General features: G+C 36.6%; 26 protein-coding genes, 1 tRNA gene and 1 other RNA gene. 5 read left to right on the top strand and 23 right to left on the bottom strand.

All coding sequences use genetic code 11. The features are described from left to right. Entirely contained in the window at positions 1 to 513 is a 513-nt protein-coding gene (locus tag AC6CHV_RS04395; RefSeq protein WP_121446400.1) for an NUDIX hydrolase, read from the bottom strand. Positions 514 to 743: 230 nt separating this feature from the next. Beyond that, a complete protein-coding gene (locus AC6CHV_RS04390) occupies positions 744 to 1751 on the bottom strand; it encodes a DUF3231 family protein (protein WP_121446401.1) in 1008 nt (335 codons plus the stop codon). A 236-nt stretch (positions 1752 to 1987) separates the two neighbouring features. Here AC6CHV_RS04390 and ssrS point away from each other — a divergent pair. Both ssrS and AC6CHV_RS04380 read left to right on the top strand, forming a co-directional pair. Beyond that, positions 1988 to 2182, top strand: a non-coding RNA gene (ssrS, locus tag AC6CHV_RS04385) — 6S RNA. A gap of 124 nt (positions 2183 to 2306) precedes the next feature. Beyond that, positions 2307 to 2380: transfer RNA gene (locus AC6CHV_RS04380), tRNA-Arg, on the top strand. 149 nt (positions 2381 to 2529) lie between these two features. Here AC6CHV_RS04380 and AC6CHV_RS04375 read toward each other — a convergent pair. The 7 genes from AC6CHV_RS04375 to AC6CHV_RS04345 form a co-directional block, all read right to left on the bottom strand. Beyond that, complete coding sequence (locus tag AC6CHV_RS04375) at positions 2530 to 2673, bottom strand: hypothetical protein (protein ID WP_341330275.1); 144 nt, start codon at positions 2671 to 2673, stop codon at positions 2530 to 2532. Between the two features lie 178 nt (positions 2674 to 2851). Next, on the bottom strand, positions 2852 to 3220 hold the full coding sequence (locus AC6CHV_RS04370) for a VOC family protein (protein WP_498078200.1): 369 nt from the start codon (positions 3218 to 3220) through the stop codon (positions 2852 to 2854). Between the two features lie 94 nt (positions 3221 to 3314). Further along, positions 3315 to 3737, bottom strand: a complete 423-nt coding sequence (locus AC6CHV_RS04365) for a DUF1801 domain-containing protein (RefSeq protein WP_498078199.1) — start codon at positions 3735 to 3737, stop codon at positions 3315 to 3317. A 195-nt stretch (positions 3738 to 3932) separates the two neighbouring features. Further along, positions 3933 to 4928: an NERD domain-containing protein gene (locus AC6CHV_RS04360; protein ID WP_498078198.1), complete on the bottom strand. Its 996-nt coding sequence runs from the start codon at positions 4926 to 4928 to the stop codon at positions 3933 to 3935. A 644-nt stretch (positions 4929 to 5572) separates the two neighbouring features. Beyond that, a complete protein-coding gene (locus AC6CHV_RS04355; RefSeq protein ID WP_498078197.1) occupies positions 5573 to 5875 on the bottom strand; it encodes a DUF4181 domain-containing protein in 303 nt (100 codons plus the stop codon). A 9-nt stretch (positions 5876 to 5884) separates the two neighbouring features. Beyond that, positions 5885 to 6289 carry a hypothetical protein gene (locus AC6CHV_RS04350; protein WP_498078196.1) on the bottom strand — a complete coding sequence of 135 codons (405 nt, stop codon included), beginning with the start codon at positions 6287 to 6289 and terminating at the stop codon, positions 5885 to 5887. An 8-nt stretch (positions 6290 to 6297) separates the two neighbouring features. Further along, entirely contained in the window at positions 6298 to 6894 is a 597-nt protein-coding gene (locus tag AC6CHV_RS04345; RefSeq protein WP_498078195.1) for a hypothetical protein, read from the bottom strand. 114 nt (positions 6895 to 7008) lie between these two features. On the opposite strand from AC6CHV_RS04345, the gene AC6CHV_RS04340 reads away from it, so the two are divergent. After that, positions 7009 to 8670, top strand: a complete 1662-nt coding sequence (locus tag AC6CHV_RS04340; RefSeq protein WP_440273883.1) for a ribonuclease J — start codon at positions 7009 to 7011, stop codon at positions 8668 to 8670. 22 nt (positions 8671 to 8692) lie between these two features. Here AC6CHV_RS04340 and AC6CHV_RS04335 read toward each other — a convergent pair whose 3' ends face one another. The 6 genes from AC6CHV_RS04335 to AC6CHV_RS04310 form a co-directional block, all read right to left on the bottom strand. Beyond that, complete coding sequence (locus AC6CHV_RS04335; RefSeq protein WP_121446424.1) at positions 8693 to 9166, bottom strand: tetratricopeptide repeat protein; 474 nt, start codon at positions 9164 to 9166, stop codon at positions 8693 to 8695. Then, positions 9163 to 9693, bottom strand: coding sequence for an isochorismatase family protein (locus AC6CHV_RS04330; RefSeq protein WP_440273882.1), 531 nt, complete (start codon positions 9691 to 9693; stop codon positions 9163 to 9165). Before AC6CHV_RS04330 ends, AC6CHV_RS04335 begins: the two co-directional genes overlap by 4 nt. Positions 9694 to 9697: 4 nt before the next feature. Next, a complete protein-coding gene (locus tag AC6CHV_RS04325; RefSeq protein WP_440273881.1) occupies positions 9698 to 10105 on the bottom strand; it encodes a VOC family protein in 408 nt (135 codons plus the stop codon). Between the two features lie 156 nt (positions 10106 to 10261). Further along, complete coding sequence (locus AC6CHV_RS04320) at positions 10262 to 10741, bottom strand: SRPBCC family protein (protein ID WP_121446427.1); 480 nt, start codon at positions 10739 to 10741, stop codon at positions 10262 to 10264. Positions 10742 to 10751: 10 nt separating this feature from the next. Then, positions 10752 to 11276, bottom strand: a complete 525-nt coding sequence (locus tag AC6CHV_RS04315) for a GNAT family N-acetyltransferase (protein WP_440273880.1) — start codon at positions 11274 to 11276, stop codon at positions 10752 to 10754. A 9-nt stretch (positions 11277 to 11285) separates the two neighbouring features. Beyond that, complete coding sequence (locus AC6CHV_RS04310) at positions 11286 to 11762, bottom strand: hypothetical protein (RefSeq protein ID WP_121446429.1); 477 nt, start codon at positions 11760 to 11762, stop codon at positions 11286 to 11288. Positions 11763 to 11912: 150 nt separating this feature from the next. Here AC6CHV_RS04310 and AC6CHV_RS04305 point away from each other — a divergent pair, with 150 nt between their 5' ends. After that, entirely contained in the window at positions 11913 to 12137 is a 225-nt protein-coding gene (locus tag AC6CHV_RS04305) for a hypothetical protein (protein ID WP_121446430.1), read from the top strand. Between the two features lie 344 nt (positions 12138 to 12481). Continuing rightward, a complete protein-coding gene (locus AC6CHV_RS04300) occupies positions 12482 to 12931 on the top strand; it encodes a GNAT family N-acetyltransferase (protein ID WP_498078312.1) in 450 nt (149 codons plus the stop codon). A 58-nt stretch (positions 12932 to 12989) separates the two neighbouring features. On the opposite strand, the gene AC6CHV_RS04295 is transcribed toward AC6CHV_RS04300, so the two are convergent. From AC6CHV_RS04295 to AC6CHV_RS04260, 8 genes are all read right to left on the bottom strand, one after another. Continuing rightward, positions 12990 to 13559, bottom strand: coding sequence for a nucleotidyltransferase domain-containing protein (locus tag AC6CHV_RS04295; RefSeq protein ID WP_498078194.1), 570 nt, complete (start codon positions 13557 to 13559; stop codon positions 12990 to 12992). Positions 13560 to 13712: 153 nt separating this feature from the next. After that, positions 13713 to 14369: a Type 1 glutamine amidotransferase-like domain-containing protein gene (locus tag AC6CHV_RS04290; RefSeq protein WP_498078193.1), complete on the bottom strand. Its 657-nt coding sequence runs from the start codon at positions 14367 to 14369 to the stop codon at positions 13713 to 13715. Between the two features lie 184 nt (positions 14370 to 14553). Continuing rightward, positions 14554 to 15135: a GNAT family N-acetyltransferase gene (locus AC6CHV_RS04285; protein ID WP_498078192.1), complete on the bottom strand. Its 582-nt coding sequence runs from the start codon at positions 15133 to 15135 to the stop codon at positions 14554 to 14556. A gap of 170 nt (positions 15136 to 15305) precedes the next feature. Next, positions 15306 to 15824 (bottom strand): NUDIX domain-containing protein, encoded by a 519-nt coding sequence (locus AC6CHV_RS04280; RefSeq protein ID WP_498078191.1) that lies wholly within the window; start codon positions 15822 to 15824, stop codon positions 15306 to 15308. A 128-nt stretch (positions 15825 to 15952) separates the two neighbouring features. Further along, the gene (locus AC6CHV_RS04275; RefSeq protein WP_498078190.1) at positions 15953 to 16330 is read right to left on the bottom strand and encodes a DUF5412 family protein; all 378 of its coding nucleotides are present in this window, start codon (positions 16328 to 16330) and stop codon (positions 15953 to 15955) included. Positions 16331 to 16551: 221 nt separating this feature from the next. After that, on the bottom strand, positions 16552 to 16959 hold the full coding sequence (locus tag AC6CHV_RS04270) for a DUF1761 family protein (protein ID WP_498078189.1): 408 nt from the start codon (positions 16957 to 16959) through the stop codon (positions 16552 to 16554). 207 nt (positions 16960 to 17166) lie between these two features. Beyond that, on the bottom strand, positions 17167 to 17676 hold the full coding sequence (locus tag AC6CHV_RS04265; RefSeq protein WP_498078188.1) for a GNAT family N-acetyltransferase: 510 nt from the start codon (positions 17674 to 17676) through the stop codon (positions 17167 to 17169). A 146-nt stretch (positions 17677 to 17822) separates the two neighbouring features. Next, a complete protein-coding gene (locus tag AC6CHV_RS04260; protein WP_498078187.1) occupies positions 17823 to 18491 on the bottom strand; it encodes a DNA alkylation repair protein in 669 nt (222 codons plus the stop codon). Positions 18492 to 18664 lie beyond the last annotated feature (173 nt).

The following is an 18664-nucleotide window of genomic DNA, read 5'->3' as shown; positions in this document are numbered from 1 at the left end:
CTACTTGTCACACATTTTTCCATCCTGTCTTTTTGTGCTTTGTTGAGACAGATTTTTCATAAAAAAGCTTCTTGTATCTTCGTGAGTAAGTTTGTCGCCGACCTCTTTTTCCGGTATAAATTGAAGCTCTGCAATTTCTTTATCTAATGGAGCAAATTCGCAATTAGAACCTGTGAATTCCACTAAAAACATCGTGGTTTCCTGGCGCTCATATCCGATTTTCTTTTTCATTTTTTCAGGGAACTCAAAGTGAATTTTTTCATCAAACTGCTTTATGATCGAAAAATCGATTGAGCCTGTTTCTTCTTGCAGTTCGCGGAGGATTGCATGTCTTGGAGATTCATCACTATCTTCGATTCCGCCTTTAACAAAATCCCACTCGCCATCTATTTTTTTTGTACCTGTTCGAGTATTTATTTTTGTTTTATGTACGAGCAAATAGTGATCTTCTTTATAAACGATTGCTCCAACCGCTTGTCTAATCTTAAAAATGTTGCCATCTGTTTCCAACATTTTTCGCTTCCGCCCTTTTTAAAAATGATAAGATTTATATGTATTTCGATGCAAACAAACCAAAATCCTTTTAATATATTGAAACGTTTTGGATATCTAGTTTCTCTAACTAACGAGGAAAGGATTTGAATATTAGCAAACTGGTTGCGAAAGAAAAAAGGGGAATTTTCGAGCTTAATTACATTACCTTAAATAAAAAAGTCAGGCTATGGTTGCCTGACTTTTTCATTTTATCGGTCATCTAGAAGTGCTTTCCTGTCAACAGCATGTGGGGGTTTTTCAAACCAGTGTTCGTCAATCATGATATTTGCGCCATCTTCTGCGAATTTTCCTACATCGATAATGAACTTACCATACATCATCCCAAGGTCTCGTCTACCGTTCGTTGACATAGCGTTCGCATAAGACCGAATCTTCATTGAGAACATATCAATCTTATGGAAAACCATCAACTTGTCTGAAAAAGGAGGGATGGATGATGGTTCCACTAAGTCATCAAGTAATGGATGCCCTGGTAGATTATTTTCATTTAATTTTTCCCTAGCATCTTTAATATGATCATGTGTAATTTCCACTCCGCGTTGCATAAACTCTCTTACTTTTTTATGAGTGGCTACTTGGCTAAATCCAATCAATAGCCCTTTACTCGCCACATTATTTTCAAGATTATCTTGAAGGTGTGCAATTTCTAAAGCATGTAGCGGTCTTGCATCACCAAGGAATCCAGCTAGATAGCTCTGTTTTTCCACAAAACTTACTTCCTTAGGGATTGGGATGATTGGTGGTTTTGTTAAATAACCTTTATTCTCTAGAATTTCATTTAGAGCAACTAAAAATTGAATTGTATTGTGGTCGATAGTAAGAATAAGTTCTCTAACGTCTTTCCGTATCATCATAGGAATCGCAGTAGAGTAAAGGCTAAGCCCTGCCTTTGCAGTATACTTTAAATAATGAAGGTAAAATTCATCTGCAAACAATCTAGGGGCGTCTAGGTTAACATCCTTTTTAACGTCAAATCCAATCGGTATTGGAAAATTATCTTTTTTGAATACCTCTGTAATTCCAGTTATTATTTTTTCGCTGAGGCCTTTTGCTTTTTTAAGAATCTCCATAATATCAGGGTCCTGGCAATGTTTTTGATAATAGGTTAACACGCAAATGGCCATTGAGTTCCCCATGTAGACCGCCCACAGCTTACCCATTTCTGCCGTAGTAAGTTGCTCATTAGTTGGTTTCATTGCATAACTCCTCATCACTTTTTTTATATAGTATTTTCAAGCTGAGCGAATGTATTCAAAAATCATAGGCTCTCAAATTTTTTTCGACAAAAATTCTTTCTAATTACTAAAGATGTTGTTGATTCCACTACTATTTCTAACAACAATTGATTTCGACTGAAAAGACAACGACAAAATTCAACAATTTGGATTTTTTTTACATTTGATTTCATGGTTTCAATCATGTAGTATACATATACAAGCTACATTGTACGTAATCATAATAAAGTTTAACCTTTGAACTGTAATAGGGAGTTTAACATTGAAGCTGGAATGGCAGGCCTTCGTCCATGGCGACTTGAAGGACATACAGGAACGTTTCTGCAAACACCCACTTTGAGGAGTGGTGGTTTTAAACTTTCTTAGCGTATTACGGCAATTGTGGCTTTTCCAATTTCATGCTAATCCATTTTCCAATAGGAGAGTGGATTTTTTATTTGTCGTTTCAATGTCTTGACCTTTTTCAGTAATTAATTTTATAATTAATTTCTGTAGTATATTTATTTTTTATATGATGTCCCAGTAGCTCAGTAGGATAGAGCGACAGCCTCCTAAGCTGTAGGTCGTAGGTTCGATTCCTATCTGGGACGCTAAATTAAAAAGGATGTCCGGGCTAAATTGCCCTGTAAACGTTAGATTCTAACAATTACGGGTCATTTCAGGGGACATCCTTTTTTTCTTTTGGACTCTACTCACTTTTTCCTCTTAGGTTAAAAAAACAAAAAGAGGCTTTAAGCCCCTATACATCTTTTGTTTTCGTTTCTTTATTCACATACGCTGAAACTCCCTCGATAATAGTGCGATCGATATCGAGATAGGGCTTCCCGCGAAGTGCATCATTTGAAGAAAGTTCTAGGCTTTCATTTTTCGTATCCTTAGGCAAACTGACCACCTCCACTATGGAAAATTCTACATTAGCCATAGTGTGGGCAATCAGTTTGTCGTTCATTCATATATTTGCAGTGGCTTCGAACTGCTGATTCGTTCGAGGATGTCTTGTAGTTCAAGGTCTAATTTTTTCGGGAACTGGATTGAGTAACTGGTTTTTCATTGGTTCAACTCTACTTCCATTCTAAGAATTCTAGGCGGTTGCCAAACGGATCATGCGCATAAAATCGATTTGCACCCGGCAAGTTGTTGTCATCAATTATCTCCACTTTGTTGTTAAGAAGATGTTGTTTTAAGGCTTCTAAGTTTTCGATTTCGAATGCTGGATGTGCCTTCTTGGCGGGAGCAAACGGATCCTCGATACCGATGTGAATTTGCACAGTTCCAAACGTAAACCAAGCACCGCCGTTTTTTCGAAGAGTCTCTGGCTTTTCGACTTCTTTGCAGCCTAAAATGGCTACGTAAAAATGGCGTGCCTGGTTTTCACTGCCTTTTGGCGCAGCAAGTTGAATGTGGTCAATTGCCTTAATGGTATAAGTCATTTTTATCGCCTCTTTAATATGTGTTACTTCTATCGTACTTCATTTCGAGGGATAACTAAATTTGATTAATTTTATGTATTGATATAAGTTTACCTTATTTTTCAGGATACCTTTCTTTTAAAAATTGTATGGATTGGGCAATTAACTCTTTAAGTACATCAACATCGACATCTGCAATTTTATTAATGTAGACACACGCTTTTCCAGTTGTGTACTTGCCGAACTTTTCGAGAAGCTCCTCACGCTTTGTATCGCCAGGTGCAAAATACAGACTAATTTTTGCTTTGCGTGGTGAGAATCCAACAAGTGGCGCATCTCCTTCATGACCGGAGGCATATTTGTAATGGTAAGATCCAAAACCAATAATGCTCGGCCCCCACATTTTTGCCGGGTATCCAGACGTTTCTGTGAAAATATCTAATAATTTGTAAGCATCCTCTTTCTTCTTCGGACTCTCAACACTTTCAATAAATTCGATGACACTTGCGTCATTCTCTTTTGTTTTTAATTCATACATGGTTTAGACCTCCTTGATAGTATGTAGGATTGACATTTTTCATTCATTCGAGACGTGGGGTGGGGAATCCTGCTTTTTGGAACTATTGGCCATAAAGTTTAATTACCGGCCATATTTTTTGATTATTGACCATAAATTTTGTTTATCAGCCATAAAAAAATATTATTAGCCATAAATACTAAACGAACCCTATTTTCACTCAAATTCTTTAAGGATATTTTCAAAATCGTCAGGGATGATATATACTCTAGCCTTCAGATCACCCCTATACTCTAAATTTAATGACTTGAATATTGTTTTTGCACCTGAACGAGTAGGCAATTTTAAGAAATCACGTAGTTGTTGATTTGTGATTGTGTTCCCGATTAAAAGCGAATAATCAACCAAAGAGTTCAGATAAGCTGTCTTAGAGGTATAATTGCACTTTGTACAGCGCCACGACCTGGGCGTTCGTTCCATTGGAATCTTGTTGCATTTAGGACATCGCACGCCCTTAATGAGTTCATGCTCTTTTATCCCGAATTGTGCGAGTATGTCGTGATCATGTGGGGTATGTTTCTTTAAAAGTAGTTTTGACAATTTTTGAAGTTGTTTTTTATCCAATATTTCTTGCTTATTCCTCTTCTCAAACAAATCTATTTTCGAAAGAAAACTTGGGCTTTTTATGACTTTATGAAAGTGTTTAAAGTCTTTGCTGGCATCAATAATAGCATTGGGATTTGTGAAGGCAACTAAGGTTTCAATTGGGGGGCTGGGTAATTTAAAGGTTTCGAGGAGTCGTTTTAGCTGTAGTTGGTGCCTGTTGATTTGGGCAACCGGGCAGTGGTACGATTTCTTCGTATCTTTGTAGGTTTGGATTAGTTGGTCAAACTTACCGTCAAAATATAATTCTCCGCGATAATGTTTAGCATCAATGATTAGTTGGTATTTGGGGCTGGTTAGAAGTAAGTCTATTTCAAAAAAGTGCTCACCGGAGACGTCAGGAAGACGTAGATTGTGAAAGATGAAGTAATTTTTTTCTTTTAAAAAGGACAAATAGTACTTTAAGGATTGTTCTCCACGGTATCCGGACATCCTACGACCAAATTCATCGTTAATTTCTTGGTATTTTGGGTGCGATTCCGGCAATCTTTTTAGTTCGGCTTCAAGTTTTCTAATGCGTAAAGGGATTTCTAACTCCTTTTTCCTCATTAACTCTAACTCCTTTATTGTTTGATAATGTTTTTTTCGACAAAATCCCTTTAAATCCTTTTAAAATTAGGCTCTTTTCTAAAAGATTGTTGCTTTATGTTAATAAATTGCAAACCAAGTTGGTTGGAGCGTAAGGTGGCGACTCCTCGAAAATGTATTCACATTTTCTTCGTGCGTGGGTTATTTCAAAGAAGCAAATTCAATGTCCAGCGGGAAAAGCGTGAGACTTGAGACCCCGCAGGAGCGGCAGCGACTTGTCCAGTTGTAGCGGCTAGAAACTCGAGAAATTTCAACTCCTCCTTCAGAGGCAAATTACGCCTCTTTGTCGGAGTGGCCAATTTTCTCGTTTCTGTGCAAGCCGCCTCCACATTTCGTTGAGGAGGCTCAAGCCACGCCCGCGGAAAGCGTCCACCTGAAGCGGAAGTCAACGATATAAAAACAACAAAGTTTGCGAAAACAGCCTAAAATTAATTAATCTTTTCAGCGTGGGACAATTTATGGCTTTTATTAAACTTTTATAGCCGTTAGCACAAAAATACGGCCAATAAAAAAAATTTATGGCCGTTATTTTTATTTTATGGCTAATAACTGAAATCACTCAAAAATCCACCAATATGCCACAGCCCAAACTGCCATTAACAGTACTAATTCATACACAAAAAGGATATGGGCTTCTTTTCGGGTTCATATTTATAGTACATGAATGCACGGAATAAATTAAGGATAGTTAAGTAACCAATTAAGTATAGAAAGATATTGTCCATTACGAACCAAATGCCGATTATAAAAAGGACAAATAGAGCTATTTCAAGTCTAGTTTGTAGTTTATTGACTGAGCGAGCCAATTTTCCTCTTTTCTCTATATTGAACTTTCGCCTTATAATGGCTTCACCAGCCGATCCGAGTATTATAACTACCAAACAAAATATAATAAACTGATAAATCATTGATACACCTTATCCTCTCCGTAGATTCACACCGACAAAATTCACCAAAGCCACATAAAATGGGTACACAAACAGAGCAGCAATGAGCACTAGGCCGACACCTGGGCTGGGTACTTCTCCGGGGTCTATAATTGGGAAAAGTGAAGCAAATATATAAACACAGAATACAAGATATGGTGCCCAAAGTACCACAGACCAGTAACTAGATTTTCTTGCCTTCATCCACCTTTTTGTCATCAAAATGAACAAAAAGGTTGCCCCAACAAATCCCGCAAAAACAAGAATAGTGATTACATTTATTACACTTCCAAGATCCCAGCCTGTGAGTCTACTAATCCGATAAACATTTAAAATTAGTTCGATCGCAACAAATAAAGCAAGGGCATAAAGTGTGCCCATTACATTAAGTTTCATAAAATAGTTCATAATTCAATTTCAAACTCTACCCGAGTTGGAGCTTCACGATATGGTGTTTGATCTCCCTTGAATTGTAGGACTATTCCCTTTGGATCGTCTGGTAGTGGAGGTGACACAACAAATTTAAAAGAAACATGGCCTCCTGATCCACTACCACCTTCTGTTCTGCAATCGTACTTGTCTCCCATTTCTAATTCCCAAAAAGTGTGTACCCACGTTTCTTCGATTTCTTCTGATGCATCCCAATCGATATTTAAATTGATGACACTTGCGTTCGAGTATTGTCGTATAAAATTGATAGTATAAAGTAAATTTTTTACTTCGACAGCTTTTAAAACCGGCAGGTGTTTCTTAAATCCTTCGGGCTCTACCCTTGGTTTGAAATATTTTTCAGTTCGAAATGATTCAAAAACAGCATTCAAATATTCTTCGTAGAATCCATATTTTTTTGCCCACCCAGAAATCACTTCTTCCTTTGGTAATCCTGGATTGTCATTTGAGATATTTTTTCTCTTCTCTAAAAGGGCACATATTTGCTCATCTATTTCAAAAAGTTTCTCATTATAATGTACGTTTCGTCGTTCAAATGGTAATCGTTTCACGTTCAGTACCCCCTCACAAAACTAATATTAACATATTTTGGAACACCTTATAAATAAATCCAGTAAACTCTGGTCAAACTAAGAACACGATTTAAGATGTAGGAGGCGTAAGTATTGAGCAACGAATTATCGATTTTTGCACTTGGCGGAATCAATGAGATTGGGAAAAATATGTATGTGCTACAGTATGATGATGACATTTTGGTGATTGATTGTGGGGGGAAGTTTCCGGATGAGAGCTTGCTTGGCATTGACTTAATCATTCCAGACCTTACTTACTTAGAAGAAAATCGGGAAAAAATTCGCGGATTACTTATTACGCATGGGCATGAGGATCATATTGGCGGGATTCCATACTTTCTAAAAAAACTCAATGTACCAATTTATGCGACTCGATTTACACTAGGTTTAATTGAGTTAAAGCTGACAGAGCACCGACTTATTGCAGATTCGGAGCTAATAACTATTGATGCAGATTCAAAGCTTACGTTTGGAGAAATTTCAGTTTCCTTTTTCAAAGTAAATCATAGTATTCCGGATTGCCTCGGAATTGTGTTTGACACTCCCGAGGGTAGGGTTGTACATACTGGGGACTTCAAATTTGATTTGACACCTGTAAATGATCAACATTCGGACATTCATCGGATGGCTGAAATCGGGAGAGAAGGTGTGCTTGTACTATTATCAGAAAGTACGAATGCGGAGCGCCCTGGTTCAACACCGACTGAGTTAAAAGTTGGAAACAGTATAGAGGAAGCATTTTTCAAAGCAAGGCGTAAGGTATTTGTGTCAACGTTTGCTTCCAACATTAGTCGAGTGCAACAAGTTGTTGATGCCGCGATGAAAACAAACCGAAAACTTGCTCTACTTGGGCGAAGTATGGTGAATGTGGTAGATGTTGCAGTCGAGCGCGGGTACCTTAACCTACCAGATGGGATGCTGATTGATGCCAAAGAGGTGAACAATCTTGCACCGGAGAAGGTTTGTATTTTATGTACAGGAAGTCAGGGGGAACCGTTGGCTGCACTTGCCCGTCTTTCGAATGCAAGTTACCGAGATGTTCAAATCCTTCCTGAGGATACGGTAATTCTAGCGGCCGGTCCGATTCCAGGTAATGAAAAAAATGTATCACGCATTATTGATAATTTGTTCCAACTTGGGGCGGTCGTTTTATACGGTGGAAGCGCAACTGGAATGCACGTGTCTGGTCATGGGTATCAGGAGGAATTAAAACTCATGCTGACCTTAATGAAACCAAGATATTTTATCCCGATTCACGGCGAATATCGGATGTTACATCAGCACAAATTGCTAGCAGCATCCGTTGGAGTGGATCCGGAGAATACCTTCATTATTCAAAATGGCGATGTGGTTGATGTTCAAAATTCGGAGGCCCGTCAAACTCGGAAAGTCCCTTCTGGAGACACATATGTGGATGGAATTGGTGTCGGTGATGTAGGCGATATTATTTTACGCGACCGCAAGCAGTTATCTGAGGATGGCATGGTTGTCATTGTTGTTACACTCAGTAAACGAGATCAGAAAATCATATCTGGTCCAGATACAATTACGCGCGGTTTTGTGTTCAATCGAGACTCTGAAGAGCTTCTAAGGGAGACGAACCGACTTGTGAAAAAGTCGATTCTAGACCTGCAAAGTGAAAATAAGTACCAGTGGAATGCAATGAAAAGAGAAATTAAAAAAGCGGTGGGTCAGTACCTATTTGCCCAAACAAAACGAAAGCCGATGATTGTTCCGTTTATCATTGAAGTCTAACCCTCCGATTGTGGAGGGTTTTTTATTTCCATATTTCATCAAGCTTATCTGCGTAAAAGTTGATTGCACGATTGTATTGTTGAATATACTTATCCCCCGAGGTCGTGGCTAGACTTTTTAGCAAAATTCCCATAGCTTCCTGGTGTCTATTAAGATTGTATAGTGTCATTGCGTAAAAAGACCTTATCGCATGATTTTCAGGGAATAGCTCGAGACCTTTTACTAAAGTCTCTGCTGATTTTTCATATTTTCCGAGGGTCCGATAAGTGCTACCCAAACCTAAAAGTGCCCCTTCCAAGTCTTCACCTTCTAGACCTAATCTGATCGATTTTTCATAAAAAGGGACAGCATTCGATTCCAAACCTAACACATCAAAACTCCAGGCAACCTGATAGTTTAGCTGAGGATCATTTGGCGACTCTTTTACCAAACTCAATAGCCGTGCATTTGATTCCTTAAAACGACCCTCTTCTCTAAGTTGAAGTGCTTGCTTCATTTTTTATAGGTCTCCTTATACTCATTATAATATAGAACCTCAACAGCATTAGACCAATTAAGGACTGTTCCTACAAAGTCATTAATATCAAGTCCTTTCATCTCATACGTATCTTCAGTGTTTGTGGTTCCGGTTGCATCTTCAATAAAGGTTACTTTATAGCCACGATCATATCCGGAAATGGCGGTAAACATGCAACAGAACTCTGTTTCAAAGCCAGTAATAAATATGTGCTCTACTCCGAGTTCCTCTAAAATACTTGCTAGCTTTGTTTTAAAAAAGGCACTCGGTGTCTCTTTTTCAATGATATAATCCGCATAATCTCTGACAGATTCATGCAGTTCAGAGCCCTCAGATTCCCGATATAATGGACTTTCCTCAACCTCATCAAAATGACGTACCATGATTACTGGTAGTTTTCTCGTTTTAAAATCTTGAATGATTTGTTGAATTTTGTGAAGTTCCTCGCTAAAATCTTTAAAATTTACTATGCCATTTTGGACATCAATCACTAGTAATGCTTGCATTTATTTATCCTCCTTTTTTAAATGTAGGACTGAGTTCGCTCCAAACGTCGAATTGGTTATCGTCTGGATCTCTAAATACAAAGTTCTTACCTGCATGGCCACGGTCCTCGATTTCTCCTACAGTGATATGAAGATCTTTGAATTCTTTATGTAATTTCTCTAATGCTTGTAAACCATCAACCTCAAAAGTTAGTGAAAAGCGTTCATTACCTTTTGAATCTATGAAGTTTGCGTTTTGTCCTTCCGATGCTGCAACAAGGAAAAAGCTTTGATTCGCCAAATTGATGATGGCTTTGTCCTCATCCATATAATTTAACGTAGCCCCAAGTTTTTCAGTGTACCAACTAGCTGAACGCTCCACGTTAGAAACAGGAAGGTAAGTGGTTCCGACCCGTATGAGTTTTTGTGACATTTTCTTGGCCTCCTTTTTTAACAGACTTCGATATTTACTTTATTCGAGCCATATTTTGAATTCCCTTTTAATTTTATGAATTATCTTCCAATAAGAGAGCTCGATGGCGTATAAAAAAGAAGCCATATCCTTATGGATCGGCTTCTTTATGAAGTGTTATTTAGTTAAGCTAGCTATGGCTTGGACGTATTGTTCATATAAGGGTTCCCAGAGCTTCTTACGGTCATCCACTTGTTTTCCATCAAGTAAAACACCTATGATATCTAAACAAACATGCCAACCAGCTAAGTCTCTTGGGGTATGGTCAGTCAACTTTGTGATCGTTTCAATTAATAGAAGTTTGCAACCATTTGGCCCAGGGGTCAACTCAAAGCGGACTTTGTCGTCGGCCCATGTATATTCCAAAACAGCGTGGTCACTAAAGTCAGTGATGGTCATTTCTTCGAAGGTTCCATCCCCCATATCAAATAGGAGACGGCCACCCTTATGAAGACAATCAACCTTTAATTCTGAAAACCATGATTGTAGTTTATCATTTTCTGTTAGCATCGCCCACACCTCATCAACGGAGTGTGAAAAGTGACGTTCAAATGTAGCTATGTAATTGGAATCATTTTTTTCAAGTATTGCTAGCATGTTGTACCTCCTAGTTCATTATCGTGCCGAAGCTTGATTTTAAATCATCCCATCCGTAAACGGCTTCCTTCAGTGTCTTCCCGCCGATTTCGACTTCGACCGAATCTAGTTTGCGGGCTCCAAGTGCTTCGTAAAATAGACAGGATTTGTTTTCTTCCAAAACTAATACTAGCATGTTAGTTATGTGTTTGCCTAAAAGTTGTCTTACAACAGGAGCTACTAACTTTTTACCCAAGCCACGCCCTTGATATTCTTTTAAAATATAAATGGCGTAGAGCTCGCCATGAAAGTTTCCGTATTCCCCGCTCCGCTCTTGCCCACCACAGGCAAATCCTACAACTTCACCTTCTTCATTTTCTGCTATAAATATATGGCCGTTGGGGATTCCTTTTTTCCACATCATTTCCCTAGATTCATAAGATAAATTCTGAAGGTACTCATCAGGAACAATTCCTGTATAGGTCGATCTCCAACTGTCGACATGCACCTTGGCAATGCCTGATGCATCAGCTAATACCGCTTTTCTTATTTTCATAACGTCCTCCTATTTTACCTCGAGTGCAAAGGCGTAAAACGCATCACCGTTTGATACATTCTCTTCGTTTTCATCCATCCACCAAACGCCATATGAATAGTAATATATCCCTTTTTCCGCAGGTGCCGTAAAACGATGATTTACTACTTTTACTTCTTGTTCCTTGTCACCATTGTAAATAGCTAGGTGCACTTCATTTGGCAATGGCTCATAATCCATAATAAATGTAATTTCTTCACCTGGGGGCACAACAATCGGTTCCTTTCCCTCCAATAATCCTTCAGGCCCAGCTGTGTCAACACATTCACTTGTATTTGAAGTGCTCCAGCAGTACGTACCTAGTTTCGTTGGATAGGTTTCATTTCCAATTTGAATCACCGTCTCCGGCGGTTTTCTTCCAGACAGCTTACTACTTGCATCACTTTCTCCACAACCTGTTAGAGTAATAGAAATCGCAATTAAAAGTACAAACATCCATTTTTTCATCATATGTCCTCCAAATGTGAGCTTTTAATAAACTGACGAAACATTCTAAAAAAAGGTTACACATTTTGAAACCATACGGCTTATTCTTCCGTATATTTGGTATAATGAAATATATATAAAGAAACGGATTTTTTGTAAGGAGGTCAAAGAATGACGGGTATTGTTGCGGTTGTAATGGTTTTTTCAATTCCGCTTGTTGCGATTATCACGAGTCACTTTCAGACACAATCAAAATATAAACATAAGATGATCCAAGATGAATTAGAGTTAGAGAAGCTGAAGCATGAAAATTACTTGCTTGAAACTGAGAAAATGCGAGTCGAGCTCGAAAAAATGAAACTTGAAGCCCCAAAGAATGATACAAAGATTATCTAAGTATGAACACCCTGTTTTAGTAAGATTTCCGATAATGTGAAGAAAACTTAAAATCACAGTTCAAATAACATACGGTTTGAAATGAAAATAGCAAGGAATTAACAATACAATTAACACAAAAAAACTTGGGACATCCCAAGTTTTTTTGTTATTTTATGTGATGTTCTTATTCAATTTAAGCATTGAATGTTTAAGCGAAGGATTTCACAATAAAAACATTGAGTAATGTGGAATAAATTATTACGATTATTGTTTACAGAGGATATATAGGACAGTAAAGTAATTATAAGAAGACATAAATGAGAAATGAAGATGATTTAAAATTAAGTAAACAAGGAGAAAAAATGGAACTTCAAACTCAAAGACTAGTAATTGTCCCTTGCACTGATGAAGTATTTTCTGTATATGCGACCACAGGATTTAAAATTGGAAGCCATATAAACAATTACTTGAAAAAACTAAAAGAAGACCCTTCCCTATTAGGATGGGGTGTATGGCTTGTTATTAATAAAGAAGATAATACAATCATTGGTGATATTGGGTTTAAAGGCAAACCTGACTCAGAAAATATTGTTGAAGTAGGTTATGGGATTATACCGGCAGCTCAAAACAAGGGATTTGCTACAGAAGCAGTAAATGAAATTATTAAATGGGCATTCTCAACCGGTACTGTTAAAAAAATAGTTGCTGAATGTTTAATTGATAATACTTCATCAATTAAAGTCTTAAAAAAATTAAATATGAAGAGAATCGGAATCAAGGATAATATGTACATATGGCAATTAAATAAGTAATGTTCCTCATTTTTTGGTAAGATGGACGTGTAATTTAAGTCTGTTAGTTAATGAAAATTCACCTTAAAAATCTAAGCCACTTATGTTCTGGTTCGTGGATTTCCAGAGCATTTTTAAGCCATTTTTTCTTCTTTTTATCGAGATAATCCTTTATTTTTAAAAAGTCTTGATGATCTATTTCTCTTGTGTTTTTCGCCTTATACAATAGTACAATTTCTGGTTTTAGGTATGGAATACCTGTTTCATTAATACTCCAAATAGAATTGAGTGGATATGATATCCTTAAATCTCTTCTAAATATCCAATTATTTTCTTTTGTTTCATTTAGAAGAATTTCTATTTTGTCGCCACTTAACATATTTAAAGCGTGTATTTCGTGAATTGGTAACTCTAAAAACTCACTTTCCCAAGCATGGAACTTACCATTAACGACTTTCTTAAACTCCCATTCTTTGAGATAATTCTTCAAATATATTTGGTCTTTTCGAAAAATGGCGAACTCTACATCTTTATGTTCTCTTGTTTCTTTCCCTATAAAAAGATCAATTGCCCATCCTCCAGCAATAAACCAAGGTCTATCATATCCTGACATCAATGACTTAATGCTCTGGCATTGTCCAAATGACATATGTATCCTCCATGTATTAATTTATCTACTATCTATTCACATTTTGCACTCGATTCTTCAACTATCCTGCCCCGTTTGTTCAATAACGCACCCTTTAGTTGAACAAGAAAAAAGTGACGCATATTTTATTACTCGGACCCGATTGAACTAAAACTAGAGCGTCTCGTCCAATTTCTGAATCTTTGAATGGGAAAGCAAATAAACATTGCCTATAACGTCGATTTTGTCTCCCTTTATACGTAAAGCACAATCTTTGTTCGATGCATAAATATCTATTTCTTTTGATAGAAGAGATAGTTCGCTTTGAACTAACTCCATGTTATTTTCAAGATCAAAATGAGACAGGACGGAAAAATTGTCAAGACCGATTCCGTCATAAACAGAGTTCGTTTCAACTTTATCCCCAAAGTTTTTCGAGCATAACCATTTAGCGGACATATTGATTGCACCAGCGCTTGCTCCAATCACAACTGCGCTACTTTTTTTTATCAAATCCAATAATTCATATTCCTTCAAAAAATTATTAAGTTTAAGAATATCCCCTCCCAACAAGAAAATGACTGAAGCATTTTGAATTATCGTTTGGGCATCTTCCTTCTGTACGCGAAAATTAATTAAATGATATTCGTCAAACATAATACCAGCCTGGTCAAGCCAAGAGCGTTCAGTAACACCAGCGTTTTCATAAATAGAAGGATTCGAGCTAATCATAGCAAGTGATTTTCTATCAGTTATATCCCCCTGTAACACTCTGCTTAGATTCTCTGGAAAAAAATTATTAAACCAACCTAAATAATAGTGAGTTTTCATAAGTACCCCCGTTTTCTTGTCAGCATCAAAATACTCTCAATATGACCGATTGTTAAACACAAGTTAAACAAAACTCTTCAACAAACCTGCCCCGTTAGTTAAACAAGAAAAAACCGCCTTCGTTACAGCTCTGATTTTCAACTCTTGCACCCGTTCGTTTAAGTGTAATCCCTCACATTCAAAATTAACGATCTGGAAATCTTTTTCGTAAAACAGTTATGAATCCATTCAAAATATTGTGGCTAACAGCAAAACCTTTTCGTTTATAAAATTCTAATGCATCATTACCATTTGAAACAAAAATAAAATAATCTTCTATATCATCAAATTGATACAACCATTTCATTGAAATATCAAATAGCCTTGAGCCAATCCCAAATCGTCTATATTCTTCTTTTATATAAAACTGAGATAAACACCCTACATTCTTTCCATTAACAGAAGAAAGGTCAAAGAAAGTTGCGAAATTATTCGAGTAGGCTTCTTTAGGAGAGATATTTGAATATACATAACCAACTATTTTATCCCCATCTTTTACAACCACTATTTGATTGTCTGTAGCACTTTTTATAGAATAAAGCATCCTAGTCTCAAAATTCATATCATCAAACAATTCAGGTGTAATTTTTGCCTTTGATTTTTGAAAAACCATAAGTTCATTACACAACTCTTTACAAGAGTCAGCTTTTTCAATTGGTAAAACCTCATATTTTAAATGCATCTTTTGCTTCACACCTTTTGATATCTTACTAAAAATTATAATCATTCCATCCTTATCTAACAATTCCGTATGTTTCGTTTTATAACTTCAACAAAAAAGTGCATTAATCCTTCATAGATCAACGCACCCTTACTTTAAGTACAATACTTCACCATCTTTTATACGCCTTTATAAACTTAGTTCCTTAAATACGTTATCATTGCAAAACTACACATTTACAAACGAATACAACCATAATGATGTCGACCCTCAAAAAGATACGCAATGAAACTCTCATAATAAGGTATAAATTTTTTTTGTTCGATTAGCTTTATGATTTCCTCTTTAGAAGCCCATTTCGCTGCTTGTACCTCTTCAGTCTGTAACTTCAATTCATTCAAATCTAAGTCATATTCAATTAAATAAAAATCATCAAAGCCACGTTCAAAGTTAATTGTAAATAGTGGACGTATCTTTTCAAAGTTATAATGAATCCCCAACTCCTCGAATAACTCTCTTGAGGCAGCCTGCTGACTGGTATCGCCTGCAACCGCACTACCACCACAAGTGATATCCCAAAGGTTTGACCATCCTTGCTTAAAGGGCTGACGCTGCTGAATGAGCATCTCTCCTTTTGAATTAAATATACATACGTGTACTACTAAATGAAACTCGTCTGATGTCATTTCATCTCCACGAGTTATTTGTTTCTCTATTTTATTACGATGCTTATCATATAAATCCCACTTTTCCATAGCTAAACTCCTTATGTATAGTTTTGTAACAAGATAAATCTGACGGTACTCCTTGTTAAACTAAATTGCTTCGTACGTTAAGTAAGGAATACACCCGATTAGGATTTAAGTCAATTCAATGAAAATGATTATATGATACTATAAACTTCCTTTTTTACTCCTTCTCGAATATGCCAGTATTCTTCTAGTTGCTCTAACAGGATGTTATTTATAAGGACGATATCATCATCAAGCCATTTAATTTTCGCATAATCCACTTTATCGAAGTAGATAAATTTTGTTTCTTTATTCTTATTGTTTATGTTTAACACCCCCAACACGACAGGAGTGACCGTATCTGTTTTAGAACGAAATATTTTTATTGTGAAAGATTCATTTGGAGAGGTAGATTCAAAAAGGTATTCATCTTTGAAGCGTGTATAATCAAAATAAAACCAATCAATACAATAGATAGCAAGAAATACAAATAGCAGGATATAAATGGGACGTTTAATTTTATTAAGCAATTCTTCTCCCCCAGAATTTCACAAAGGGTAGTTAATCCTTCTTAGATCAATGCACCCTTTTGTTGAAAAAGATTATTACTTTTTTGTTTTCAAGGTAATTTTACTTAAATAGTCTAACATTAAACACAAATACGACAAAACGGCCATTCTACTAGAGTGGCCGTCATGTACAAGTAAAAATATCCCTTTCCGAAATGATCCAATCAATGTGAGTGAGAGTATCAAGAGAAACTCCCGATAATGATCCCAGCAAGTATCATGCTGATCACATGAAAACCAGCCGTTATCAAGTAAAGTTTCAACTTCATCCCTTCATAAAAGGCATTCGTGGCAGAAGTGCCAGCGATGATAAGACCTACTAGTAACCCGAGCCATAACCCATCTGCCCAACCACCTATATTTGCCCACTTGGCAATATTCGCTAACAAAAAGGAATTAACAATAGCCATCAAAATCGAACTAGTCATCACTTTTCCCACGCTAGGTAGATCCTCCTGATTCAATCCCTTTAATGTTTGCCAAGTATTCCAGAATACCTTTGGTGAATACCAGATTGAACCAAGAATACAGATAGCAACCGCACTTAAAATTACTGCTAAATAACTGATTGCACCAAAATCAAAATCCACTTTCTTCCCTCCAAAAAAACTCAGCTCTTACTAATTTTTCTCATCAATTATATAAATAATGGTCTTTATTAGCAATGTTGGACGACGGAACTGTCATACTACTCCAGAATTTCCTTGTTATAGAGATATTCCATATACTTCGCAACTGGAGGTAGATTTGTATCAATAAGTAGAAATACCTTTCTCTCGTTAACTTGTGAAGAAAGACTACATTAATTCTTTACCCATGATTACATATGGCTGTTTCGAATTGCTTGGGTAAAAAGCTTCTTTTAGAACCTTCCAATGCAAAGAATCATATAGTGACCGGGCAGAATTATTATCGTTTTGAGTTGTTAATATAGCGGTCTTGTTTTCAAGGTTTTCTAATAGTTTTGTACTTAGCAATTTACCCAGCCCCTGTTTTCTGTATGATGGATGGACTGCTAATTCAACAAATTCAAAACAATCTTGTAACCAATCATGATATTCTTCTGAATTAAATTTCTTTGTAAGTAACTCGTGATAAAATTGTCCTGGTAATGAAGTATACCCATATGAAAAACCTATTACTTTGTCTTCTTTAGATAGGATTACAAACCCTCTATACCCCTTATATGAGCTATGTTTTAAAATCCGTTCTTTTATTGAATTATCCTCATTATTCCAAACTTCTTTATATAGTTCTGATACTTGTTGTATTATTTCGTTACTTGCCAATTCTAGTATTTTTACCATCCTTCTCCCTCCAATAGAAAACTTCGTTAGTTGAAAAAGAATAAAGTTCTTATTTGAAACGACTGAAACTTTGCCAAGAAGAAGGACGATCACCTTTATTGTGGAAATCGTCCTTATTTATTTCCTTCTGAACAGTACAGAGGTAACTAGTTTTTATTTCGTTTGTTTACTTCAATCTTAATGAACTCTGGCAAATAGTTGGGAGTACATCCTTTTGATACTTTTTCATCTTTGTAAAGACCCGTTTTCTCACCAAGTTTAATACAACGTGCACGATTCTTTTCATCATAAACGCCTATCCAGCCAGCGGTAAAATTCATAGCCCATTGAACTTCCGGTTCTTCCTGCGTAATGTTAGCTTCCATTGCAGATAACAAGTCCTCGGTGTTATCAGGCGGTGTTTGTCCAGTCCATCTCAACCGCCCTTGATAATACCAGAAAGCTCGCCTTTGAAGAGCAGAAGGACTATTTTCCCATGACTCCATCAATGCAATCTTCTTCTTGTCTTTGGTGAGCTGATTAGCCATTAACCAGTCCATTAAGTTATTTCGCTCATCAAGAGTGTGAGTCTGCATATCCTTATCAAGCTTATTTAGCACATCTGGTGAAAGAAGTTTTTTGTCCATAATTAAGATTGCTAATAGTCTGGGCAAAAACTCTTCGGTTGACCATAGTTCCATAGCTAGTTCGTGATCCTTTTTAATGTCCTTCGCGATTTTTCGTAAGTCGCCTAGCTTAGTTTTACTATTAATCTGAGCTAGAATGTTTTCTGCTTTTGAAGAGCGTTTTATTTCTGTAACTTTATTTTCATTCATTTTATACAACTCCTTTATTAAAGCACTGTTTCATAATATGTACTTGACGGGATATATCAAGAACTCAATACTGTAATAAGTCTTATTGCAGTGTGTGCATCCAAAGTTTACCATTTTCTATATTTTAGCATACACCCTATTAAAGCTTTCTCCCCTATAATAGAAGAGCAACT

It is taken from the genome of Ferdinandcohnia sp. GQ5, from assembly GCF_059759275.1.
The sequence above is the reverse complement of the archived record's forward strand: the minus strand, read 5'-3'. Positions and strand labels throughout refer to the sequence as shown.